Origin of the sequence: Streptomyces sp. NPDC000348 (assembly GCF_042898795.1) — a bacterium.
Taxonomy (GTDB): Bacteria; Actinomycetota; Actinomycetes; order Streptomycetales; family Streptomycetaceae; genus Streptomyces.
Genome location: NZ_JBIAZD010000003.1, coordinates 118505 through 142544, shown reverse-complemented (window position 1 = coordinate 142544; position 24040 = coordinate 118505). Strand labels below are relative to the sequence as shown.

Below are 24040 nucleotides of genomic sequence, written 5' to 3'. Positions count from 1 at the left end.
CCCTGCACCGCCCCGGCGTTCCCCGGAAGCGGAGTCGGCACCGTCCCGGACGCCACTCCGGACGCCGACCCGGCGTGCGTGACACGCCTTCCTCCGGGCGTGGCCGACCGCCGGAACCGCTGCTTTCCCCTCCGGAAGCGGAAGCTCCACTCTCCGGGCCGCGGTACGCCCCTGCCGGCCCCCCGCGTCACGATCTCTTCGGCGACCTCGGCGGGCTGACCGTCGTACGGGGCGGACGCCGCTGCGAGGAGGTCCGCACGATCAGCTCGGTCGGTATGACCTGCTCCACCGGCTGGTCCGGGTCGACCCCCTCGATGGCGTCGATGAGCAGCTGGATCACCGCCGTGCCGATGCGGCGCGGCTTGAGCGAGAGCGTGGTGACGGGCGGCTCGGTGTTGGCGTAGACGGTGGACTCGCTGCAGCAGACGAGCAGCAGGTCGTCCGGGACGCGCAGGCCGTAGCGGCGGGCGGCGGCGAGCAGATCGGTGCCGTTCGGATCGAACAGGCCGTAGACGGCGTCGGGCCGGTCGGGGCGGGCGAGCAGCCGGTCGGCGGCGACGGCGCCCGCGCACGGATCGTGCGCCGGGTAGGCCTCGTAGACCGGGTCCTGGCCCACGCGCTCGCACCAGCGCAGGTACGCGGTGGTCGACAGGTGGGTGTACGTGTCGGTGGTGGTGCCGGTGAGCAGGCCGATGCGGCGGGCGCCGGCGTCGGCGAGGTGGTCGAGGATGCCGAGGACGGCGGCCTCGTGGTCGTTGTCGACCCAGGCGGTGACCGGCAGTGAACCGGCCGGGCGGCCGTCGGAGACGACCGGTAAGCCCTGGCGGACCAGCTCGCTGACGACCGGGTCCTGGTCGGAGGGGTCGATGACGACCGTTCCGTCCAGGGCGACGTTGGACCACACGTCGTGGCGGGAGGTCGCGGGCAGGATGACGAGGGCGTAACCGCGGGCGAGCGCGGCGGAGGTGGCGGCACGCGCCATCTCGGCGAAGTACGCGAACTCGGTGAAGGTGAAAGGTTCATCCCCGTACGTCGTCACGGTCAGGCCGATGAGTCCGGACTTCCCGGTGCGGAGCGTACGGGCGGCGGCCGAGGGGCGGTACCCCAGTCTGTCGGCCACCTCGCGGACGTGGCGTCGGGTGGCGTCCGGGAGCCTGCCCTTGCCGTTGAGGGCGTCGGAGACGGTCGTGATGGAGACTCCGGCGGCGGCGGCCACGTCCCTGATGCCCGCTCGACCCGGCCGGCTGCCTCGGCGTGAGGTTTCCGCGCGGCTCACCTGGTGCTTCCCTGCTGCTGTCATGGCGAGCCGATAGTAGGGCTCATGCGGTGGGGTAGGGCGGACGCATATGCACGCATTGACAGGCACGTTTCTGCATGATCATCAAGGCTCAATTGGCTTGGAAATAAAAGGGTTTGAACGTTCCAATGTCAGGACCTGACGTGTCGGCGCATGCGGGCCTGCCGAGGGTGTGATGTTGCGAAGAGGTCTCAACTCACCTGCACGGGGGACGCGCGCCACGGCGCGAGCCACCGGCGCGTAGATATATGTACGGCGCGCCCCTGGCCCGCACGTCATTCGTACCCCTTCAGGCTACGTTGCCCTTGTTGCCACTGTGACGGATGGGGCCGGTGGGCAGCCGCCGCTCCTCTACGCAGCGGCGCTGAATCCTCATAAGGTGAGCAGTATTGGATGTAGGCGGCGGACACGGGTGCCGCCGGTCTTCGCGAGGAGGACTGCGGTGAGCGAGACGAGCCCCAAGCTGCGTGCCGAGCTGGAGGGGATCCCCACGTACAAGCCGGGCAAGCCGGCGGCGGCCGGCGGTCCGGTGGCGTACAAGCTGTCCTCCAACGAGAACCCCTATCCGCCGCTGCCCGGCGTGATGGAGACCGTGGCGGCCTCGGCCTCCTCCTTCAACCGGTACCCGGACATGGCCTGCACGGCGCTGACGGCCGAGCTGTCCGAGCGCTTCGCGGTCCCGGCCTCCCACCTGGCCACCGGTACCGGCTCGGTCGGTGTCGCCCAGCAGCTGCTGCAGGCCACCTCGGGTCCGGGCGACGAGGTGATCTACGCCTGGCGGTCCTTCGAGGCGTACCCGATCATCACGCAGATCAGCGGCGCCACCTCGGTCCAGGTGCCGCTGACCCCGGGCGATGTGCACGACCTGGACGCGATGGCCGAGGCGATCACCGACCGGACCCGGCTCATTTTCGTCTGCAATCCCAACAACCCGACCGGCACGGTCGTGCGGCGGGCCGAGCTGGAGCGTTTCCTCGACCGGGTGCCGGGCGATGTCCTCGTGGTGCTCGACGAGGCCTACCGCGAGTTCATCCGGGACACCGAGGTGCCGGACGGCGTGGAGATCTACCGGCAGCGGCCCAACGTCTGCGTCCTGCGGACCTTCTCCAAGGCCTACGGCCTGGCGGGGCTGCGCGTCGGTTTCGCCATCGCCCACGAGCCGGTGGCGGCGGCGCTGCGCAAGACGGCGGTGCCGTTCGGGGTGAGCCAGATCGCGCAGGACGCGGCGATCGCCTCGCTGCGCGCCGAGGACGAACTGATCGGCCGGGTCGGCTCACTGGTGTGCGAGCGCAACCGCGTGACGGACGCGCTGCGGGACCAGGGCTGGACGGTGCCCGAGACCCAGGCCAACTTCGTCTGGCTGCGGCTGGGGGAGCGCACCGTGTCGTTCGCACAGGCGTGCGAGCAGGCGGGTGTGGTCGTCCGGCCCTTCCCCGGGGAGGGCGTGCGGGTCACGATCGGTGAGACCGAGGCGAACGACATCTTCCTGAAGGTGACGGAAGGTTTCCGCAAGGAGCTCTGAACCAGGGCGTACCTCCAGGCGGCCGGCGGCTCCGTCGTCGGCCGCCTTCGTGTGCGCCGGAAGGGCGCGCAAAGGGGCCGACGTCACAGGGGACCCCCCTTCCGGGTCTGAAAAGCGGTAAGTCATAATTGCTTGTGAATGTGAACGCGTTCACAAGCGCATCCCGTTTTATCCGAGATGTCGAGGGACGAACGGGATCAAGCGGCCGCCGCGACCACGGCGAAGTAAGGAGCGACGACGTGGAACTGGCTCTGGCGCCGGAGACCCTGGCGCGATGGCAGTTCGGTATCACCACCGTCTACCACTTCCTCTTCGTTCCCCTGACGATCTCGCTCGCCGCCCTCACCGCGGGGCTGCAGACCGCCTGGGTGCGCACGGAGAAGGAGAAGTACCTCAAGGCGACGAAGTTCTGGGGCAAGCTCTTCCTGATCAACATCGCGATGGGCGTGGTCACCGGCATCGTGCAGGAGTTCCAGTTCGGCATGAACTGGTCCGACTACTCGCGGTTCGTCGGTGACGTCTTCGGCGCCCCGCTCGCCTTCGAGGCCCTGATCGCCTTCTTCTTCGAGTCCACCTTCATCGGGCTGTGGATCTTCGGCTGGGACAAGCTGCCCAAGAAGATCCATCTGGCCTGCATCTGGATGGTCTCGATCGGCACCCTGCTGTCGGCGTACTTCATCCTCGCCGCCAACTCCTGGATGCAGCACCCGGTCGGCTACCGGATCAACGAGGAGAAGGGCCGCGCCGAGCTCACCGACTTCTGGCTGGTGCTCACCCAGAACACCACGCTCAACCAGGTCTTCCACAGCTTCTCGGCGGCCTTCCTGACCGGCGGCGCCTTCATGGTGGGCATCGCCGCCTTCCACCTGATGCGGAAGAAGCACATCCCGGTGATGCGGACCTCGCTCCGGCTCGGCCTGGTCACCCTGGCGGTCGGCGGCCTGTTCACCGCGATCAGCGGCGACACCCTCGGCAAGGTCATGTACGAGCAGCAGCCGATGAAGATGGCCGCGGCCGAGGCCCTCTGGGACGGTGAGGAGCCGGCGCCGTTCTCCGTGTTCGCCTACGGCGACGTCGACGAGGGCCACAACAAGGTCGCCCTGGAGATCCCCGGCCTGCTGTCCTTCCTCGCCCACAGCGACTTCGACTCGTACGTGCCCGGCATCAACGACACCAACGAGGCCCTGCAGGAGAAGTTCGGCCCCGGTGACTACAAGCCCATCGTCCCGGTCGCCTACTGGGGCTTCCGCTGGATGATCGGCTTCGGCATGGCCTCCTTCTCGCTCGGCCTCCTCGGCCTGTGGCTCACCCGCAAGAGGTTCCTGCTCCCGGCCGCCCACCGCACCGGGGAGGACGAGGTGCCGCACCTGATGCTGCTGAAGAAGCCGCTCGGCTCCCGGCTCACCCGGCTGTACTGGCTCCTGGCGCTGTGGACCATGGCGTTCCCGCTGATCGCCAACTCCTGGGGCTGGATCTTCACCGAGATGGGCCGGCAGCCCTGGGTGGTCTACGGCGTGATGCGGACCGAGGACGCCGTCTCCCCCGGTGTCTCCACGGCCGAGGTCGTCACCTCGATGTCCGTCTTCACCCTGCTCTACGCCGTCCTGGCCGTCATCGAGGTCAAGCTGCTCGCCAAGTACGTCAAGGCCGGCCCGCCCGAGCTCAGCGAGTCCGACCTCAATCCGCCCACGAAGCTCGGCGGCGACGTCCGTGACGCCGACAAGCCGATGGCCTTCTCGTACTAGGCCGAGGGAGCTGCACTGTCATGGAACTGCACGACGTCTGGTTCGTCCTGATCGCCGTCCTGTGGACCGGCTACTTCTTCCTGGAGGGCTTCGACTTCGGGGTGGGCATCCTCACCCGGCTGCTCGCCCGGGACCGCGCCGAGAAGCGGGTGCTGATCAACACCATCGGCCCCGTCTGGGACGGCAACGAGGTGTGGCTGCTCACGGCCGGCGGCGCCACCTTCGCCGCCTTCCCCGAGTGGTACGCCACGCTCTTCTCCGGCTTCTACCTCCCGCTGTTGGCCATCCTGATCTGCCTGATCATCCGCGGTGTCGCCTTCGAGTACCGGGCCAAGCGGCCGGAGGAGAACTGGCAGCGCAACTGGGAGACGGCGATCTTCTGGACCTCGCTGATCCCGGCGTTCCTCTGGGGTGTGGCCTTCGGGAACATCGTGCACGGCGTGAAGATCGACGCCGAGTTCGAGTACGTGGGGAGCGTCTGGGACCTGCTCAACCCGTACGCCCTGCTGGGCGGCCTGGTCACCCTGACGCTGTTCACCTTCCACGGCACGGTGTTCACGGCACTGAAGACGGTCGGTGAGATCCGGGAGCGGGCACGGAAGCTGGCCCTGCGCGTCGGCCTGGTCACGGCCGTGCTGGCGTCGGTCTTCCTGCTGTGGACGCAGGCCGACAACGGCGACGGCACCAGCCTGGTCGCGCTGGCCGTGGCGGTCGTCGCGCTGGTCGCCGCCCTGCTGGCGAACCGGGCGGGACGTGAGGGATGGTCGTTCGCCCTGTCCGGCGTCACCATCGTGGCCGCCGTGGCGATGCTCTTCCTGACGCTGTTCCCGAACGTCATGCCGTCCACGCTGGACGCCGACTGGAGCCTGACCGTCACCAACGCCTCCTCCAGCCCCTACACCCTGAAGATCATGACTTGGCTCGCGGTGATCGCCACACCGGTGGTGCTGCTCTACCAGGGCTGGACGTACTGGGTGTTCCGCAAGCGGATCGGCACCCAGCACATCGCCGACCCCGTGCACTGAAGGTGTGTTTCACGTGAAACCGATCGATCCGCGCCTGCTCCGGTACGCCCGCGCCACCCGCGGCTTCCTGGTGGCGGTCGTCGGTCTGGGGGCCCTCGGCGCGGTGCTGGTCATCGCCCAGGCCATGCTCATCGCCGAGATCGTGGTGGGCGCGTTCCAGGACGGGCTGTCCGCCGGTGAACTCGGCACCCCCCTGCTGCTCCTCGTCGCCGTCGCGGCCGGCCGCGGTCTAGTCGGCTGGCTGACCGAGCTGGCCGCGCACCGGGCGAGCGCCGCGGTCAAGTCGGAGCTGCGGGAGCGGTTGCTGGAGCGGGCGACGGCGCTGGGGCCGGGATGGCTGAACGGCCAGCGCACCGGATCGCTGGTCGCCCTGGCCACCCGGGGGATCGACGCCCTCGACGGCTATTTCTCGCGCTACCTCCCCCAGCTGGGGCTCGCGGTGGTCGTCCCGGTGGCGGTGCTCGCGCGGATCGTCACCGAGGAGTGGGTCTCGGCGGCGATCATCGTGGGCACCCTGCCGCTCATCCCGGTCTTCATGGTGCTGATCGGCTGGGCCACCCAGTCCCGGATGGACCGTCAGTGGCTGGTGCTGTCCCGGCTGTCCGGCCACTTCCTGGACGTCGTCGCCGGACTGCCCACGCTGAAGGTCTTCGGACGGGCCAGGGCCCAGGCGGAGTCGATCCGCCGGATCACCGCCGAGTACCGGCGGGCGACCATGCGGACGCTGCGGATCGCCTTCATCTCCTCCTTCGCGCTGGAACTGCTCGCCACGCTCTCGGTGGCGCTGGTCGCGGTGACGATCGGCATGCGGCTCGTGTACGGCGAGATGGACCTCTACACCGGTCTGCTCGTCCTGATCCTGGCGCCGGAGGCCTATCTGCCGCTGCGGCAGGTCGGCGCCCAGTACCACGCGGCCGCGGAGGGACTCGGGGCCGCCGAGGACATCTTCTCGGTACTGGAGACACCCGTGCCCGCGCCGGGGACGGCAGCGGTGCCGACGGGCGCCCTCGCCTTCGAGGGGGTGACGGTCCGCCATCCCGGCCGGTCCGCGGACGCCGTGACGGACGTGTCCTTCACGCTCGCCCCCGGTGAGACGGTCGCGCTCGTCGGGCCGAGCGGGGCGGGCAAGTCGACCCTGCTGAACGTGCTGCTGGGGTTCGTCCCGCCCACCGGGGGACGGGTGCGGATCGGCGGAGCCGATCTTGCCGGACTGGACCTCGCCGAGTGGCACAGCCGCGTCGCCTGGGTACCGCAGCGGCCGCACCTCTACGCCGGGACGATCACCGAGAACGTACGGCTGGCCCGGCCCGACGCGGACGACGACGCCGTGCGGCGCGCCCTGCGGGACGCCGGGGCGCTGGAGTTCGTGGACGCGCTGCCCGACGGCGCCCGGACCGTGCTCGGCGAGGACGGAGCGGGACTGTCGGCCGGGCAGCGGCAGCGGCTCGCGCTGGCCCGGGCGTTCCTCGCGGACCGGCCCGTCCTGCTGCTCGACGAGCCGACGGCGGCGCTGGACGGCGCCACCGAGGCCGATGTCGTGGCGGCGGTACAACGACTGGCCGCCGGCCGGACGGTGCTGCTCGTGGCGCACCGGCCGGCGCTGCTGGCCGTGGCGGACCGGGTGGTGCGGCTCGCCGAACCGGCCCCCGCGGCCCCCGGGGAGTTCCCGCGCCGGGAGGCCCGCACCACGACGGCCGCCGAGGCGGGCCCCGCACCGGAGAGCGGGCCCGCCGCACACGAGGACGGGGGACGGGTCCCGGGCGGTGTCCTCGCCCGCGTCCGTGCCCTGTCCGGTGCCCGGCGGGGGAGGATCACCCTCGCGCTGCTGCTCGGCACCCTCGCCCTGGGCAGCGCCGTCGGGCTCATGGCGACCTCCGGGTGGCTCATCTCCCGGGCCTCGCAGCAGCCGCCCGTGCTGTATCTGATGATGGCCGTGACGGCGACCCGCGCCTTCGGCATCGGCCGGGCCGTGTTCCGCTACGCCGAGCGACTCGTGTCGCACGACGCCGTGCTGCGCATGCTGGCCGACACCCGGGTCGCGGTGTACCGGCGACTGGAGCGGCTGGCGCCCGCAGGACTGCGCGGCACCCGCCGGGGCGACCTGCTCTCCCGGCTGGTCTCCGACGTGGACGCGCTCCAGGACTACTGGCTGCGCTGGCTGCTGCCGGCCGGTGCGGCCGTCGCCGTCTCCGCCCTGTCCGTCGGCTTCACCGCCTGGCTGCTGCCCGGGGCCGGGGCCGTGCTCGCGGCCGGGCTGCTCGCGGCGGGTGCCGGTGTGCCCCTGCTGACCGGTGCCGTGGCCCGGCGCGCGGAGCGCAGGCTGGCACCGGCCCGGGGCGTCCTCGCGACCCGGGTGACCGATCTGCTCACCGGCACCGCCGAGCTGACCGTCGCCGGTGCCCTGCCCGCGCGGACCGCCGAGGCGCGCCGGGCCGACGGCACGCTCACCCGGATCGCCTCGCGCGCCGCCACCGCCACCGCGCTCGGCGACGGGCTCACCGCACTGATCTCCGGACTGACCGTCGCGGCCACCGCCCTCGTCGGCGCCCAGGCCGTGGCCGCCGGCCGGCTGGACGGTGTGGCCCTCGCCGTCGTCGTCCTCACCCCACTGGCCGCGTTCGAGGCCGTCCTCGGGATGCCGCTCGCCGTGCAGTACCGGCAGCGGGTGCGCCGCAGCGCCGAGCGCGTGTACGAGGTCCTGGACGCCCCGGTCCCCGTACGGGAGCCGGAGGCGCCCCGGCAGGCGCCCGCGTCGCCGTTCCCGCTCGTGGTCAAGGGGCTGACCGCTCGGTACCCCGGACAGGACCGGGACGCGCTCGCCGGGGTGGACCTGACGCTCGAGCGGGGCCGCCGGATCGCGGTGGTCGGCCCGTCCGGCTCCGGGAAGACGACCCTCGCGCAGGTACTCCTGCGGTTCCTGGACCCGGGCGCGGGCTCCTGCACCCTGGCCGGGGTGGACGCCCGTGCCCTGGACGGCGACGACGTGCGGCGGCTGGTCGGACTGTGCGCGCAGGACGCTCACCTCTTCAACAGCTCGGTACGGGAGAACCTGCTGCTCGCCAGGAAGGACGCGACCGAGGACGAACTGCGCGACGCCCTCGGCCGGGTCCGGCTGCTGGAGTGGGCCGACGGCCTGCCCGAAGGACTCGACACATTCGTCGGTGAGCACGGGGCACGGCTGTCCGGCGGACAGCGGCAGCGGCTGGCGCTCGCCCGGGCGCTGCTCGCGGACTTCCCCGTGCTGGTGCTGGACGAACCCGCCGAACACCTCGACCTGCCGACCGCCGACGCGCTCACCGCCGACCTGCTGGCCGCCACCGAGGGCCGTACGACGCTGCTCATCACCCACCGGCTGGCCGGTCTGGAGGCGGTGGACGAGGTGGTCGTGCTGGACGAGGGACGGGTGGTGCAGCGCGGGCCGTACACCGAACTGGCGGCCGCGGCAGGTCCGTTGCGGGCGATGGTGCGCAGGGAGGAGCGGGCCGGACTCCTGATGGCGGCACACTAGCCCGGTGGGGCCTGGCGCGTGACAGGACGTCAAGCGCGCAGGCGGAGGGGCTGTTCGGCGGTATCGCTGATCCGTCCGGGGTGAGTGGTCCCCCATGTGCACGAGGTGAACAGGACCGTGCGCCGGGGCGGGGTCCAGGATCGCAGTCATGCGCTTCACCCGCCGCCATCCCCTGTTCACCGCCGTGCTGCTGTGCGCGCTCGCCGTGCTCGCCGCCCGCCCCGCCGACGGCGACGGCTCCCACGCCCCCGGCCACGGCTCCGCGTCCGGCGTCGGCGCGGAGGTGGCGCGGCTGTACGAGGAAGCGGCGGCGGCGACGGAGCGGTACGAGGCCGGCCGGCGCGAGGCCGAGAAGCAGCGTGCCGAGGGACGGCGGCTGGAGGAGCGGCTCGACCGGGAGCGGCGGGAGACGGCCGTGCTGCGCGAGGACCTGGGCCGGATCGCGAGCTCCCAGTACCGGGACGGCGGCGGGCTGCCGCTCACCGCGCACATGCTGCTCGCCGACGATCCCGAGGAGCTGATGCGCGGTCAGCGGGTGGTGCGGCAGGCGGAGGTGTCGCTCGACAAGGCGATCGACAGGAGCGAACGGGCCGAGGCCCGGCTCGCCCGCGACGAGGCGAGGGCCGCGGCGGCGTGGCGGAGGCTGGAGAAGCGGAACACGGAACTCGCCGCCCTGCAGCAGGGGATCGAGCGGAAGCTCGAAGCGGCGCGGTGGAAGCTGCAGGGCCAGGCGGACGCCTCCGTCGCGGCCGGCGCCTGCCGTGGCGCGGTCCGCCTCGACCAGCCCCGGACGTGGTTCACCGCCCGCTGGGTGGCGCCGGTGGAGACGTACGAGCTGTCCGCCTCCTACGGCAGCGGCGGCGCCCGGTGGGCGAACCGGCACACCGGGCAGGACCTCGCGGTGCCGATCGGCACGCCGGTGCGGGCCGTGGGCTCCGGGAGGGTGGTGAAGGTGTCCTGCGGGGGCGCCTTCGGCATCGAGATCGTGCTCCGGCACGCGGACGGCTACTACACGCAGTACGCCCATCTCGCCGCCGTCGCCGTCGACCAGGGGGACCGGGTCTCACCCGGGCAGTGGATCGGCCAGTCCGGCACCAGCGGCAACTCCACGGGTCCGCACCTGCACTTCGAGGTGCGGGTCACGCCGGAGATGGGATCGGCGGTGGATCCCGTGCCGTGGCTGGCGCGGCGCGGGGTGTCGCTCTGAGCGGCTACGGCCGCTCGTTCAGCAGCCGCTCGATCACCACGGCCACCCCGTCGTCGTTGTTGGCGACCGTGCGGCCCGAGGCGGCGGCGATCACGTCCGGGTGGGCGTTGCCCATCGCGTAGGAACGGCCGGCCCAGGTCAGCATCTCGACGTCGTTCGGCATGTCACCGAAGGCGACGACCTCCTCGTGCGAGATGCCGCGCTCGGCGCAGCACAGGGCGAGCGTGCTGGCCTTGGAGACGTCGGGGCCGCTGATCTCCAGCAGGGCGCTGGGGCTGGAGCGGGTGACGTTGGCACGGTCGCCGATGGCGAGCCGGGCCAGGGTCAGGAAGGCGTCGGGGTCGAGTCCGGGATGGTGGGCGAGGATCTTGAGCACCGGCTCGCCGGCGGTGTGGGAGTCCGGAGCCAGCAGCTCCTCGGCGGGAGCGAGCGCGTCCGGGACCTCCATGTGCAGCTTCGGGTACGCCGGCTCCTGGTTGAAGCCGAAGGTCTGCTCCACGGCGTACACCGTGCCCGGTGCGGCCTCGCGCAGCAGCCGTACGGCGTCCAGCGCGTTCTTCCGGGGGAGCTCGCGCACCTTCACGAAGCGGTGCGCGCCGGGGCCGCCGTGCAGGTCGACGACGGCCGCGCCGTTGCCGCAGATGGCCAGGCCGTGGCCGTGGACGTGGTCGCTGACGACGTCCATCCAGCGGGCCGGGCGGCCGGTGACGAAGAAGACCTCGACGCCCGCCTCCTCGGCGGCGGCGAGCGCGGCGACGGTGCGCGGGGACACCGACTTGTCGTCGCGCAGCAGGGTGCCGTCGAGGTCGGTGGCGATGAGCCGCGGTCGAGTGGCGGCTGCCTGGGTCTCGGGCTGTCGGGTCGCTGAGGTCACCCGGCCATTGTTCCGCATATGCCCGCACGGGCGTGCGGGAGTCCGCACATCTGAGTGGTTACCGCTGTCACCAGCGGTCCTGCCCGCCCCTGGGGCAGCCGGGGTCACCGCAGCTGCGCCGGTGCCTCCATGGCGATCCGTTCGAAGACCTTCTGGTCCGCGGCGAAGTCCGAGTCGGGGATGGGCCAGTGGATCACGATCTCGGTGAATCCCAGCTCGGCGTGGCGGCCCGCGAAGTCGACGAAGGCGTTCAGGGACTCCAGTGGGCGGCCCCGGTCCGGGGTGAATCCGGTGAGCAGGATCTTGTCCAGCCCGGTCACGTCCCGGCCGAGTTCGGCGCAGGCGTCGGCCAGCTTCTCCGCCTGGCCGCGAATGGCCTGAACCGACTGCTCGGGCGTGCCGTCCTCGTACAGCCGGGGGTCGCCCGTGGTCACCCAGGCCTGCCCGTGACGTGCCGCGAGCCGCAGCCCGCGCGGTCCCGTGGCCGCCACGGCGAACGGCAGCCGGGGCCGCTGCACGCAGCCCGGAATGTTGCGCGCCTCGTGCGCCGCGTAGAAGTCGCCCTCGTACGACACCGATTCCTCGGTGAGCAGCCGGTCGAGCAGGGGCACGAACTCGGCGAAGCGGTCGGCGCGCTCGCGGGGTGTCCAGGGCTCCTGGCCGAGCGCCGTGGCGTCGAAGCCGGTGCCGCCCGCGCCGATCCCGAGCGTGACGCGTCCGCCGGAGATGTCGTCGAGGGAGACGAGCTCCTTGGCGAGGGTCACCGGGTGCCGGAAGTTCGGCGAGGTCACCAGCGTGCCCAGCCGCATCCGGTCGGTCACGGCCGCGGCGGCGGTCAGGGTGGGAACGGCGCCGAACCAGGGACCGTCCCGGAAGCTGCGCCAGGACAGATGATCGTAGGTGTACCCCGTGTGGAAGCCGAGTTCCTCGGCGCGCATCCATGCCGAACGGTTGCCCTCGTGCCAGCGGCGACAGGGCAGGATCACGGTGCTCAGACGCAGGCTCATGGCACCGAGCCTATGCGCCGCCCCGGGTTTCACGTGAAACATCCGCGCACGCGGGTCCGTCACCGTGCCCGTGTGCTCGGCCAGGGGTGAGGGCGGGCAGGGGGAGGCGCTCCTCGCGCGTCCGGTCGCCCGGCAGCGGCATGATCGGGGAGCGGCCCGGCGGGTAACGCCGCGCCCTGACGTACGCCAGTGCGTCGAACAGGGAGCACAGGAGGGCCGACGCGTCGTCGCGAGGCACGTCGGGACGCTCCACGCCCTCGACGTCGATCGGCGCGCCGCCCTCGGGGCGGAGCCGCACGCCCACCCGGGGCGGACCGCCGGACTCCGCGTAGGCCTCAGGGGAGGGAGTAGTCGGGGCCGGTGGTGACGCCGCCGGCCTCGGTGCCGGGCGGGCCGTACCGCCGGTCGTGCTCCTCAATGACTGCCGGGGAAACGCAGATACCGGCTCGGTACGGTCCGCGTCAGCCACACGCCGTTCGCGCTGACGTGGAAGACATGGCCGTCCCGGTGCATGGCGGCCGCGTCCACGGACAGGACGACCGGGCGGCCCCGGCGGGCGCCGACGCGGGTCGCCGTCTCGCGGTCGGCGGAGAGGTGCACGTCGTGCCGGTTCATGGGCCGCAGCCCCTCGGCGCGGATCGCCTCCAGGTTCCGGGCGACGGTGCCGTGGTACAGGTACGGCGGTGGGGTGGCCGGTGCCAGTCCGAGGTCGACCTCGACGCTGTGGCCCTGGCTGGCGCGGATCCGGGTGCCCTCGACCGCGAAGCGCCGCTTGTCGTTGCCGGCGACGACGTGGTCCAGCTCCTCCCGGGTGATCCGGAAGCCGTGCGCGGACGCCGCCGCGATCAGCGCGTCGATCTCGACCCAGCCGCCCTCGTCGAGCGTGAGCCCGATCCTCTCGGGCTGATGGCGCAGATGCTTGGCTAGGTACTTCGACACCTTCACGGTGCGTCTCTCATCCATCCGTTCAGACTGCCGGGAGAGACGCGCATCACGCGATCGATTTAGCTCCGGAGGTTTGATCCACAGCCAAGTGCGTTTATCCACAGGCTTATTGGCGTTCACTGTGGACAACCGGCCTCACAGCGGCGGCTTCACCCGCGCGATCCTCCGCAGCGCCCCCGGCATCCACCGCGACAGCGCGTACGCGGTCCGCGCCTCCGGGGTGACCGGCACCACCGCCTCGTCACGCGCCACCGCCCGCAGGACCGCGGCGGCGACCTTCTCCGGCGGATAGGCGCGCAGCCCGTACAGGCGGGCCGTCCGCTTCCGCAGCCGCCGCTCCTCCTCGGCGTCCACGCCCACGAAACGCGCGGTGGAGGTGATCGGGGTGTCGACGAACCCGGGGCACACCGCCGTCACACCGATGTCCCGGCCCGCCAGCTCCGCCCGCAGGCACTCGCTCAGCATCAGCACCGCCGCCTTGGACGTGCTGTAGGCGGGCAGCGCCCTGGACGGCTGGAACGCCGCCGCCGAGGCGACGTTGACGATGTGGCCGCCCTGTCCGCGCTCGGCCATCCGCCGCCCGAAGAGCCGGCAGCCGTGGATCACCCCCCACAGATTGACGTCGAGGACCTTCTTCCAGTCCTCCGGGGTGGTGTCGAAGAAGGAGCCGCCCAGCCCGATGCCGGCGTTGTTCACCAGGACGTCCACCACGCCGTACCCGGTGGTGACCCGCTCGGCGAGCTTCTCCATGGCCTGCTCGTCGGACACGTCCACCGTCTCCGCCCAGGCCGCCGCCGCTCCGCGACCACGGGCCTCCCCGGCCGTACGGGCCGCGGCCTCCGCGTCCCGGTCGACCGCCAGCACGCGCGCGCCCGCCTCCGCGAACGCGAGCGCGGTCGCCCGCCCGATGCCGCTGCCCGCCCCCGTGACCAGGACCAGCTGCCCGCCGAAGCGGTCGGCGTACCGGCCCGGAGCCGTCACCCCCGGCCGGCCGTCCTCCACGGCCGCCACGAACTCGCCGATCCACGTCGCCAGCAGGTCGGGGCGGGTGCACGGCACCCAGTGCCGGGCCGGCAGCGTCCGCCGGGTCAGCCGCGGCGCCCACAGCTCCAGCTCGTCGTGGAGCCGCTCCGAGAGGAACGCGTCCCCCAGCGGCGTGATGAGCTGCACGGGCGCGTGCGCGTAGGCGTCGGCGCGCGGACGGCGCAGCCGGGGCCGCACGTTGTCCCGGTAGAGCCAGGTCCCGTGTGCCGCGTCCGACGGCAGGGACGCGGTCGGGTAGCCGCCGCCGGGCACCTTCTCGACGCGCTCCAGGATCCGCGGCCAACGCCTGCCCAGCGGACCGCGCCAGGCGAGCTCGGGCAGCACCGGCGTGTGCAGCAGGTACACGTACCAGGACCTGGCGCCCTGGCCCAGCAACTGGCCGACCCGGCGCGGGGTGGGCCGCTTCAGACGGCGGTTGATCCAGTGCCCGAAGTGGTCGAGCGACGGCCCCGACATCGACGTGAAGGAGGCGATCCGCCCCTCGGTGCGCCCGACCGTGACGAACTCCCAGGACTGCACCGAGCCCCAGTCGTGCCCCACCAGATGCACCGGCCGGTCCGGGCTGACCGCGTCGGCGACGGCCAGGAAGTCGTCGGTCAGCTTCTCCAGGGTGAACCCGCCGCGCAGCGGACGCGGCGCCGTGGACCGGCCGTGGCCCCGGACGTCGTACGCCACGACGTGGAAACGCCCGGCGAGCCGGGACGCGACCTCGGACCACACCTCCTTGCTGTCCGGGTAGCCGTGCACCAGGACGACCGTAGGCCGCCCGGGATCACCCAGCTCGGCCACGCACAGCTCGACCCCGCCCGTACGCACCCGGCGCTCCCGCGCCCCCGCCCACACCGTCCCCGACAAGCCGTCACCCCTCGCGGTCATGACTGCGCTACGTGTCCGCAACGTGACACGAGCGAATCTCGCAGTCGGCCAGGGCCCCGTCAATACCGGGCCTCCCGGCTGTGGATAACTCCTCGGAAGGAGATTCCCCTACGGGCCCGTACAACTCCAGGCGGACGCCAAGACGGCTCTCCGGTCTGACGACCGGAGTGGTACGGGTCACTACTGTCATGGACGTGACTGTGATCGTGACCGAAAGCCTGAGCAAGCGGTTCCCCCGGGTGACCGCTCTTGACCGGCTCTCCGTGGACGTCGGGCCCGGTGTGACCGGACTCGTCGGAGCCAATGGAGCCGGCAAGTCCACACTGATCAAGATCCTGCTGGGTCTGTCCCCCGCCACCGAGGGCCGCGCCGAAGTGCTCGGACTCGACGTCACCACCGAGGGCGCCGCCATCCGCGAACGGGTCGGCTACATGCCGGAGCACGACTGCCTGCCGCCGGACGTCTCGGCCACCGAGTTCGTCGTCCACATGGCGCGCATGTCCGGCCTGCCACCCGCCGCCGCGCGGGAACGCACCGCGGACACCCTGCGCCACGTCGGCCTGTACGAGGAGCGCTACCGCCCCATCGGCGGCTACTCCACCGGCATGAAGCAGCGGGTGAAGCTCGCGCAGGCCCTCGTGCACGACCCCCGGCTGGTCTTCCTGGACGAGCCCACCAACGGCCTCGACCCGGTCGGCCGCGACGAGATGCTCGGCCTGATCCGCCGCATCCACACCGACTTCGGCATCTCGGTCCTGGTCACCTCCCACCTGCTGGGCGAACTGGAGCGCACCTGCGACCACGTCGTCGTCGTCGACGGCGGAAAGCTGCTGCGCTCCAGCTCCACCACGGACTTCACCCAGACCACCACGACCCTCGCGATCGAGGTCACCGACACCGACGAGCACCCGGACGGCACCCGCGCGGTGCGCGACGCGCTCCACGCGCGCGGGGTGACCGCCGAGGACGGCAGCGGACTCCCGGGCGCCGGACACGTCCTGCTGCTCACCGCGCAGGGCGAGGACACCTACGACCTGGTCCGGGACGTCATCGCGGACCTCGGCCTCGGCCTGGTGCGCATGGAACAGCGCCGGCACCACATCTCCGAGGTCTTCACGCACCACGACGAGAACAGCGACGAGCAGCGGAAGGAGGCGGTCGGCCATGGCGACTGAGCCGTCCGTGCGGACACCGGCCACCGCATCGGGTGACACCCGCATCCACAACATCGGCTACCGCTCCTACGACGGCCCCCGCCTCGGCCGCTCCTACGCCAGGCTGTCGCTGTACTCGCAGTCCCTGCGCGGCGCCTACGGCCTCGGCCGCTCGGTGAAGTCCAAGGTGCTGCCGATGCTGCTGTTCGTGGTGATGTGCGTGCCCGCCGTCATCATGGTGGCCGTCGCCGTCGCCACCAAGGTCAAGGAACTGCCCCTCGACTACACGCGCTACGCGATCGTCATGCAGGCCGTCATCAGCCTGTACGTCGCCTCGCAGGCGCCCCAGTCCGTCTCCCGCGACCTGCGCTTCAAGACCGTACCGCTGTACTTCTCACGGCCCATCGAGACCGCCGACTACGTACGCGCCAAGTTCGCCGCGCTGGCCTCGGCCCTGTTCGTCCTCACCGCCGCTCCCCTGCTGGTGCTGTACATCGGCGCGCTGCTGGCCAAGCTGGACTTCACCGACCAGACCAAGGGATTCGCGCAGGGACTCGTCTCCGTGGCACTGCTCTCGCTGCTCTTCGCCGGCATCGGCCTGGTCATCGCCTCGGTCACCCCGCGCCGCGGCTTCGGCATCGCGGCCGTCATCGCCGTACTGACCATCTCCTACGGCGCGGTCTCCACCCTCCAGGCGATCGCGGACACCCAGGGCAGCGGCGACGCCGGCGTCTGGATCGGCCTGTTCTCGCCGATCACCCTCATCGACGGTGTGCAGTCCGCCTTCCTGGGCGCCACCTCCGCCTTCCCGGGCGGAGTGGGTCCGAGCAGCGCCGAGGGCGTCGTCTACGTCCTCTTCAGCCTCGGCCTGATCGCCGCCGGCTACGCCCTCCTGATGCGCCGCTACCGGAAGGTGGGACTGTGACCACGCTCTCCATCGACCACGTCTCCCGCTGGTTCGGCAACGTGGTCGCCGTCAACGACATCACCATGACCATCGGCCCCGGCGTCACCGGCCTGCTCGGCCCCAACGGCGCCGGAAAGTCCACCCTCATCAACATGATGGGCGGCTTCCTCGCCCCCTCCACCGGCACCGTCACCCTCGACGGACAGCAGGTGTGGCGCAACGAGGCCATCTACCGGCACATCGGCATCGTCCCCGAGCGCGAGGCGATGTACGACTTCCTCACCGGCCGCGAATTCGTCCTCGCCAACGCCGAACTCCACGGCCTGGGCGCCAAGGCCGCCCAGCAGGCGCTGGCCACGGTCGAGATGGAGTACGCGCAGGACCGCAAGATCGCCACCTACTCCAAAGGCATGCGGCAGCGCGTGAAGATGGCGTCCGCGCTGGTCCACCAGCCGTCGCTGCTCCTGCTGGACGAGCCCTTCAACGGCATGGACCCGCGCCAGCGCATGCAGCTGATGGACCTGCTGCGGCGCATGGGCGACGAGGGCCGCACCGTGCTGTTCTCCTCCCACATCCTGGAAGAGGTCGAACAGCTCGCCTGGCACATCGAGGTCGTCGTCGCCGGCCGGCACGCGGCCAGCGGCGACTTCCGCAGGATCCGCCGCCTGATGACCGACCGCCCGCACCGCTACCTGGTGCGCTCCAGCGACGACCGCGCCCTCGCGGCCGCGCTGATCGCCGACCCGTCGACGTCCGGCATCGAGGTCGACCACGCCGAGGGCGCGCTGCGCATCCAGGCCGTCGACTTCGGCCGCTTCACGTCCCTGCTGCCGAGGGTCGCGAAGGAGCACGGCATCCGACTGCTCACGGTCTCGCCATCCGACGAGTCCCTCGAGTCCGTCTTCTCGTACCTGGTCGCGGCGTAGGAGGCCCCTGATGTACGACCCCACAGTCGCCCGGCTCACCTACCGGGCCCTGCTCGGCCGGCGCCGGGCCCTCATCCTGGGCGCCCTGCCCCTGCTGCTGATCGTGATCTCCGTGGCCGTGCGCGCCCTCAGCGGCGCCGACGACCAGACGGCGGCCGACGTGCTCGGCGGGTTCGCGCTCGCCACCATGGTGCCGATCATCGGTGTCATCGCCGGAACCGGGGCCATCGGCCCCGAGATCGACGACGGCTCGGTGGTCTACCTGCTGTCCAAGCCGATCAAGCGGCCCACGATCATCTACACCAAGCTGATCGTCGCGATCGCCGTCACCATGGTGTTCTCGGCGGTGCCGACCCTGATCGCGGGCTTCGTCCTGAACGGCAACGGCCAGCAGGTCGCCGTCGCCTACACCGTGGCCGCGCTGGTCGCCTCCATCGCGTACGCGGCGCTCTTCCTGCTGCTCGGCACGGTCTCGCGGCACGCGGTGGTGTTCGGACTGGTCTACGCGCTGGTCTGGGAGGCGCTGTTCGGCTCCCTGGTGCCCGGCGCGCGCACGCTGAGCGTCCAGCAGTGGTCGCTGGCGGTGGCGCAGAAGGTCTCCGGCGGTGACCTGGTCACCTCGGACGTGGGTCTGACGACCGCGACGGTGCTGCTGGCCTCGGTCACCGTACTGGCCACCTGGTACGCCGGGCAGAAGCTGCGATCGCTGACGCTGGCCGGCGAGGAATGACCCGCGGGGGCCGGTGACGGCCCGTTTTATTCGGTGGCGCCGGATTCGCCCGGCGGGCAGAGTGATGGTGTCCGCATCGCCGGGAAAGTCCGGCGCCATCCGCGGGAAGAGGAGCGGGACGACGTCCGTGCACGGCGGTACGTCCCTCTCCCGTCGGGGCGGCACGCGGCGGTACCCGGAGCAATTCCCACCGCTCCGTCGGGTCCGCCCGCACAGGGGGCTGCCCGGGGCGGCCGCTTCGAGCACGCGCACCTGTGTCGCGTGGGCCGCCCTTCCCGACGTCCGCCTCCGGCAAGGGGCACGCCGTGGTGGGGCGGGTGCGCGCGGTCACGCGAGCAGTCGCTCCACCACCGCCGCGATGCCGTCCTCCTCGTTGGAGGCCGTCACCTCGTCGGCCACCGCCTTGAGGTCCTCGTGGGCGTTGGCCATGGCCACGCTGTGGGCGGACCAGGCGAACATCGGGATGTCGTTGGGCATGTCGCCGAAGGCGATCGTCTCCGCGGCCTTCACGCCCAGCCGGCGCGCCGCCAGTGACAGTCCCGTGGCCTTGGAGAGGCCCAAGGGGAGCAGTTCGACGATGCCCTCGCCCGCCATGGTGACGGTGACGAACCCGCCCGCCGCGCGGGTGGCCGCGTCGGCGAGCTCGTCCGAGGTCAGGGCCGGGTGCTGGATGTACAGCTTGTTCAGGGGCGCCGTCCACAGGTCCGACGCGTCCGTGAACGAGGTCGCGGGCAGCCCGCCCACGACCTCGTAACCGGGGCCGACCAGCACCTCGCCGTCCAGACCGTCGCGGCTCGCCGCCAGGTGCAGCGGGCCGACCTCCGCCTCGATCTTGGCCAGCGCCACTCCGGCCAGCTGCCGGTCCAGGGTCACCGACGTCAGCAGGCGGTGCGCCCCGGCGTCGTACACCTGGGCGCCCTGGCCGCAGACGGCGAGGCCCTCGTAGCCGAGGTCGTCGAGTATCGGGCGGGTCCAGGGCACCGCGCGGCCGGTGACGACGATGTGCGCGGCGCCCGCCGCGGTGGCCGCGACGAGCGCGTCACGGGTGCGGCGGGAGACCGAGTGGTCGTCCCGCAGCAGCGTGCCGTCGAGGTCGGTGGCGATGAGCCGATACGGGAAGGCGGTGGGGGCGGTGCTCACTTGGTGACCGGCTCCAGGATCTCCCGGCCGCCCAGGTACGGACGCAGCACCTCCGGCACGCGCACGGAGCCGTCGGCCTGCTGGTGGTTCTCCAGGATCGCCACGATGGTGCGCGGTACGGCGCACAGCGTGCCGTTGAGCGTGGCCAGCGGGCGCACCTTCTTGTCCTCCCGCACGCGGATCGACAGCCGGCGCGACTGGAACTCGGTGCAGTCCGAGGTCGAGGTCAGCTCCCGGTACTTGCCCTGGGTCGGGATCCACGCCTCGCAGTCGTACTTGCGCGCGGCCGAGGAGCCCAGGTCGCCCGAGGCGACGTCGATCACGCGGAACGGCAGCTCCAGCGAGGTCAGCCACTGCTTCTCCCACTCCAGCAGCCGCTGGTGCTCCGCCTGGGAGTCCTCCGGGGCGACGTACGAGAACATCTCGACCTTGTCGAACTGGTGGACGCGGAAGATGCCCCGGGTGTCCTTGCCGTGCGAGCCGGCCTCGCGGCGGAAGCAGGGCGAGAAGCCCGCATACCGCAGCGGCAGCCGGTCGGCGTCGATGATCTCGTCCATGTGGTACGCGGCCAGCGCCACCTCGGACGTGCCGACCAGGTAGAGGTCGTCCTTGTCCAGGTGGTAGACGTCCTGGGCCGCCTGGCCGAGGAAGCCGGTGCCGGCCATCGACTGGGGGCGCACCAGCGCCGGCGTCAGCATCGGCGTGAAGCCGGCGGCCGTGGCCTGGGCCATCGCGGCGTTCACCAGGGCGAGCTCGAGCAGCGCGCCGACGCCGGTCAGGAAGTAGAAGCGGGAGCCCGAGACCTTGGCGCCGCGCTCGACGTCGATGGCGCCGAGGAGCTGGCCGAGCTCCAGGTGGTCCTTGGGCGCGAAGCCCTCGGCGTCGAAGTCGCGGATGCTGCCGTGCGTCTCCAGCGTGACGAAGTCCTCCTCGCCGCCGACGGGCACGTCGGGGTGGACGAGGTTGCTCAGCTTGAGCAGCAGGTCCTGGGTCTCGCCCGCCGCGGTGTCGCGGTCGGCGTCGGCCGCCTTGACGTCGGCGGCGAGCCGGCCGGCCCGCTCCAGCAGCTCGGCCTTCTCGTCGCCGGCCGCCTTGGGGATGAGCTTGCCGAGCGTCTTCTGCTCGGCGCGCAGCTCGTCGAAGCGGACGCCGGACGACCTGCGCCGCTCGTCGGCAGACAGGAGGGCGTCGACGAGTGCGACGTCCTCTCCACGGGCGCGCTGTGAAGCACGCACACGGTCGGGGTCCTCACGAAGCAGGCGAAGGTCAATCACGCGGTCAAGGCTACCGGTGCGGGGTGACGCCTCACGACCCACTATTGCGGTGCGGCGGCATGCGCTCCGTTATGGGTGAATTGCGCAAAGTGTTCCGCAAGGTCAATGAATGAGGCGCTACCCCCGGAACGGGTCAGTTCGCGGGCTGCCGATTGACCGGAGTTCCTTGCGCGGTGCGGAACTTGGGCTTCGGTTGTCCACAGGCCTCACACTCTCGGGTGAGTTATCCACAGGCTGTGGGGAAGATCTGTGGACTCCGGAATTGACCCCTCCGAAACGGCTGATCACGGCCGAGGATTCCCAGGGCAAACCCCCTTCTTCCCCACTTTTGAGTGGAAAGCGATCACCCCAAAGGGTTGACCAAAGGAAAAGGGTGGACGAAGCGTGATGTGCGGAGCGATGAACGTGATCATGCCCTGCGGGGCGATTTGTCGACTGGATGCGGCTTCGGTGTCGACTTGTCCCCAGGTTGAGAAAGAGGACTGTGGATAACTCCTGTGGACAACGAAAATCAGCAGGTAGGACCGGAGCGCGTTCTTCCCGGCCCGTCGGAACCGCCCGTCAGAACCGCCCGTCCTGGCACCGCGCGACCCAGTCCGCCGCCCCCACGAACTCCTCGTCCGACGTCCCGGGGAACGGCGGCCGCGCCTCCCCGGGCCGTACGTCCGCACGCGGGTAGGAACCGAGGAAGCGCACCTGCAGACAGATCCGCTTGAGCCCCGTCAGCGCCTCGGCCATCCGGCGGTCCGAGATGTGGCCCTCGGCGTCGATGCAGAAGCAGTAGTTGCCGATCCCGGCGCCGGTCGGCCGGGACTGGAGCAGCATCAGGTTGATGCCGCGGGTGGCGAACTCGCCCAGCAGGTCGCGCAGACCGCCGGGGTGGTCGTCGCGCTGCCACAGCACGACGGACGTCTTGTCGGCGCCCGTGGGCGCGGCGGGCCGGGCGGGGCGGCCCACCAGCACGAACCGGGTCTGGGCGTTCTCCGCGTCGTGGATGCCCGTCTCCAGGGCCTCCAGGCCGTACCGGGCGGCGGCGAACTCACCGGCGAAGGCGGCGTCGTACCGGCCTTCCTGGACCAGTCGCGCACCGTCCGCGTTGGAGGCGGCCGACTCCCAGACGGCGTCCGGGAGATGTGTCCTGAGCCAGTTGCGGACCTGTGGCTGTGCGGCCGGGTGGGCGGTGACCGTCTTGATGTCCGACAGCTTGGTGCCCGGACGCACGAGCAGCGCGAAGGTGATCGACAGCAGCACCTCGCGGTAGATCATCAGCGGGGTGCCCGCGACCAGTTCGTCGAGGGTGGTGGTGATGCCGCCCTCGACGGAGTTCTCGATGGGGACGAACGCCGCCTCGGCCTCGCCGGCGCGCACCGCGTCGAGCGCGGACTGCACGGACACGTACGGGATCAGCTCACGGGTGGCCGCCTCGGGAAGCGTGCGCAGGGCGACTTCGGTGAAGGTGCCCTCTGGGCCGAGATACGCATAGCTCGCTGGCATGACCTCACCCTAATGGGCTCCGGCCGGCGGCGGCCCCGCGAGAGCGCTCAGGGGTGACACCGGGCGGTTCTCATCCCTCCAGCAGCCGCTGCCCCACATACTCTCCCTCCGCCGCGCCGCCCGGCACCGCGAACAGCCCGCTCGCCTCGTGACGGACGAACGGGGTCAGGGCGTCGCCCCGGTCGAGCTTGCGCTGCACGGGCACGAAGCCGCGCAGCGGATCGGCCTGCCAGCAGATGAACAGCAGTCCCGCGTCCGGCGTTCCGTCCGTGTCGATGCCGTCGTGGTACGAGAACGGGCGGCGGAGCATGGCGGCGCCGCCGTTCTGGTCGGGCCGGGTGATCCTGGCGTGGGCGTTGATGGGGACGACCAGGTTGCCCCGGGCGTCCGTCTTCTCCAGGTCCATCTCGGACGTCTCGCTGCCCCCGGACAGCGGCGCCCCGTCGGACTTGCGGCGTCCGATGACGCTCTCCTGTTCCTCGACCGGCAGCTTCTCCCAGTCGTCGAGCAGCATGCGGATACGGCGTACGACGGCGTAGGAGCCGTTCGCCATCCAGGCGGGCTCGCCCTGGCCGGGGACGAAGATCCGGTCGTCGAAGTCGGGTTCGGCGGGTTTGGGGTTGCGGGTGCCGTCGACCTGGCCCATCAGGTTGCGGGCGGTCATGGGGTGGGCGGTGGCGCCGGGTGAGCGGTTGAAGCCGTTCATCTGCCAGCGCACCCTGGCCGCCGAGCCCGCGTCCTTCTGGACGGCGCGCAGGGCGTGGAAGGCCACGAGGGCGTCGTCGGCACCGATCTGCACCCACAGGTCGCCGTTGCTGCGGGCCTTGTCGAGGTGGTCGGAGGAGAAGTCGGGCAGTGGGTCCAGGGCGGCCGGGCGCTGCTTCTCCAGGCCGGTGCGCTCGAAGAAGCTGTGGCCGAAGCCGAAGGTGAGGGTCAGTGAGGAGGGGCCGGCGTCGCGGGCCACACCGGTGTCGTCCTGTGCGCTGGGCTCGCCCGCCATCAGTCGGCGGGCGGTGTCCGACCAGCGGCGCAGTAGTGCGGCCGCCTCCTTGCGCCCGGATCCGGGGGCGAGGTCGAAGGCGATGAGATGGCCGCGGGCCTGGAGCGGCTGGGTGATGCCGGGCTGATGTTTCACGTGAAACTCGATCCGGCTGTCGCCCACCGAGGTCAGCGGGGTGGCTCCGGCGGGTGCCGACGCGTATCCCACGGCCCCGCCCGCCGCTCCCAGTACGAGCCCGGTGGCGCCGGCCGTGCCGAGCAGCCGCCGTCGGGAGAGGCCGTTCCCGGTGGTCCGGTCCCCGGGCTCCTCCCGAGGTGGTGCCCCAGGGGTCCGAAGCTGTGGAGTGGACTGGTCAGCCATGGTGG

General features: G+C 71.6%; 18 protein-coding genes. 9 read left to right on the top strand and 9 right to left on the bottom strand.

The genetic code is table 11. The features are described 5' to 3' along the window. Window positions 1–187: 187 nt before the first annotated feature. Complete coding sequence (locus tag ACFY3N_RS07515; RefSeq protein ID WP_390815686.1) at window positions 188–1300, bottom strand: LacI family DNA-binding transcriptional regulator; 1113 nt, start codon at window positions 1298–1300, stop codon at window positions 188–190. Between the two features lie 439 nt (window positions 1301–1739). On the opposite strand from ACFY3N_RS07515, the gene hisC reads away from it, so the two are divergent. The 5 genes from hisC to ACFY3N_RS07490 all read left to right on the top strand — a co-directional run bounded on the left by hisC (window position 1740) and on the right by ACFY3N_RS07490 (window position 10304). Then, complete coding sequence (gene hisC, locus ACFY3N_RS07510; RefSeq protein WP_390815685.1) at window positions 1740–2819, top strand: histidinol-phosphate transaminase; 1080 nt, start codon at window positions 1740–1742, stop codon at window positions 2817–2819. A 239-nt stretch (window positions 2820–3058) separates the two neighbouring features. Then, a complete protein-coding gene (locus ACFY3N_RS07505) occupies window positions 3059–4564 on the top strand; it encodes a cytochrome ubiquinol oxidase subunit I (protein ID WP_390815684.1) in 1506 nt (501 codons plus the stop codon). Window positions 4565–4584: 20 nt separating this feature from the next. Beyond that, window positions 4585–5589 carry a cytochrome d ubiquinol oxidase subunit II gene (cydB, locus tag ACFY3N_RS07500; protein WP_390815683.1) on the top strand — a complete coding sequence of 335 codons (1005 nt, stop codon included), beginning with the start codon at window positions 4585–4587 and terminating at the stop codon, window positions 5587–5589. A 13-nt stretch (window positions 5590–5602) separates the two neighbouring features. Beyond that, on the top strand, window positions 5603–9097 hold the full coding sequence (gene cydD / locus ACFY3N_RS07495) for a thiol reductant ABC exporter subunit CydD (protein WP_390815682.1): 3495 nt from the start codon (window positions 5603–5605) through the stop codon (window positions 9095–9097). Between the two features lie 148 nt (window positions 9098–9245). Further along, complete coding sequence (locus ACFY3N_RS07490) at window positions 9246–10304, top strand: M23 family metallopeptidase (RefSeq protein ID WP_390815681.1); 1059 nt, start codon at window positions 9246–9248, stop codon at window positions 10302–10304. 4 nt (window positions 10305–10308) lie between these two features. On the opposite strand, the gene ACFY3N_RS07485 is transcribed toward ACFY3N_RS07490, so the two are convergent. From ACFY3N_RS07485 to ACFY3N_RS07470, 4 genes are all read right to left on the bottom strand, one after another. Continuing rightward, complete coding sequence (locus tag ACFY3N_RS07485) at window positions 10309–11196, bottom strand: HAD hydrolase family protein (RefSeq protein WP_390815680.1); 888 nt, start codon at window positions 11194–11196, stop codon at window positions 10309–10311. Window positions 11197–11282: 86 nt separating this feature from the next. After that, on the bottom strand, window positions 11283–12185 hold the full coding sequence (locus tag ACFY3N_RS07480) for an LLM class flavin-dependent oxidoreductase (protein WP_390815679.1): 903 nt from the start codon (window positions 12183–12185) through the stop codon (window positions 11283–11285). A 414-nt stretch (window positions 12186–12599) separates the two neighbouring features. Further along, window positions 12600–13148 (bottom strand): RNA 2'-phosphotransferase, encoded by a 549-nt coding sequence (locus ACFY3N_RS07475; protein WP_390815678.1) that lies wholly within the window; start codon window positions 13146–13148, stop codon window positions 12600–12602. 117 nt (window positions 13149–13265) lie between these two features. Then, window positions 13266–15029 (bottom strand): SDR family oxidoreductase, encoded by a 1764-nt coding sequence (locus ACFY3N_RS07470; protein WP_390815677.1) that lies wholly within the window; start codon window positions 15027–15029, stop codon window positions 13266–13268. A gap of 209 nt (window positions 15030–15238) precedes the next feature. Between ACFY3N_RS07470 and ACFY3N_RS07465 the strand changes: the two genes are divergently transcribed. Genes ACFY3N_RS07465 through ACFY3N_RS07450 form a run of 4 tightly spaced genes read left to right on the top strand, consistent with a single transcriptional unit; the run spans window position 15239 to window position 18767 of the window. Continuing rightward, window positions 15239–16225, top strand: coding sequence for an ABC transporter ATP-binding protein (locus ACFY3N_RS07465; protein ID WP_390815676.1), 987 nt, complete (start codon window positions 15239–15241; stop codon window positions 16223–16225). Continuing rightward, complete coding sequence (locus ACFY3N_RS07460) at window positions 16215–17129, top strand: ABC transporter permease (protein WP_390815675.1); 915 nt, start codon at window positions 16215–16217, stop codon at window positions 17127–17129. The genes ACFY3N_RS07465 and ACFY3N_RS07460 overlap by 11 nt, the downstream gene beginning before the upstream one ends. Continuing rightward, window positions 17126–18037 (top strand): ABC transporter ATP-binding protein, encoded by a 912-nt coding sequence (locus ACFY3N_RS07455; protein ID WP_390815674.1) that lies wholly within the window; start codon window positions 17126–17128, stop codon window positions 18035–18037. The genes ACFY3N_RS07460 and ACFY3N_RS07455 overlap by 4 nt, the downstream gene beginning before the upstream one ends. 10 nt (window positions 18038–18047) lie before the next feature. Continuing rightward, on the top strand, window positions 18048–18767 hold the full coding sequence (locus ACFY3N_RS07450) for an ABC transporter permease subunit (protein WP_390815673.1): 720 nt from the start codon (window positions 18048–18050) through the stop codon (window positions 18765–18767). Between the two features lie 327 nt (window positions 18768–19094). On the opposite strand, the gene ACFY3N_RS07445 is transcribed toward ACFY3N_RS07450, so the two are convergent. The 4 genes from ACFY3N_RS07445 to efeB all read right to left on the bottom strand — a co-directional run bounded on the left by ACFY3N_RS07445 (window position 19095) and on the right by efeB (window position 24035). Further along, window positions 19095–19907: an HAD family hydrolase gene (locus tag ACFY3N_RS07445; RefSeq protein WP_390815672.1), complete on the bottom strand. Its 813-nt coding sequence runs from the start codon at window positions 19905–19907 to the stop codon at window positions 19095–19097. Further along, entirely contained in the window at window positions 19904–21181 is a 1278-nt protein-coding gene (serS, locus tag ACFY3N_RS07440) for a serine--tRNA ligase (protein ID WP_390815671.1), read from the bottom strand. The genes ACFY3N_RS07445 and serS overlap by 4 nt, the downstream gene beginning before the upstream one ends. A gap of 561 nt (window positions 21182–21742) precedes the next feature. Next, entirely contained in the window at window positions 21743–22675 is a 933-nt protein-coding gene (pheA, locus tag ACFY3N_RS07435) for a prephenate dehydratase (RefSeq protein ID WP_390815670.1), read from the bottom strand. A gap of 70 nt (window positions 22676–22745) precedes the next feature. Further along, entirely contained in the window at window positions 22746–24035 is a 1290-nt protein-coding gene (efeB, locus tag ACFY3N_RS07430) for an iron uptake transporter deferrochelatase/peroxidase subunit (RefSeq protein ID WP_390815669.1), read from the bottom strand. Window positions 24036–24040 lie beyond the last annotated feature (5 nt).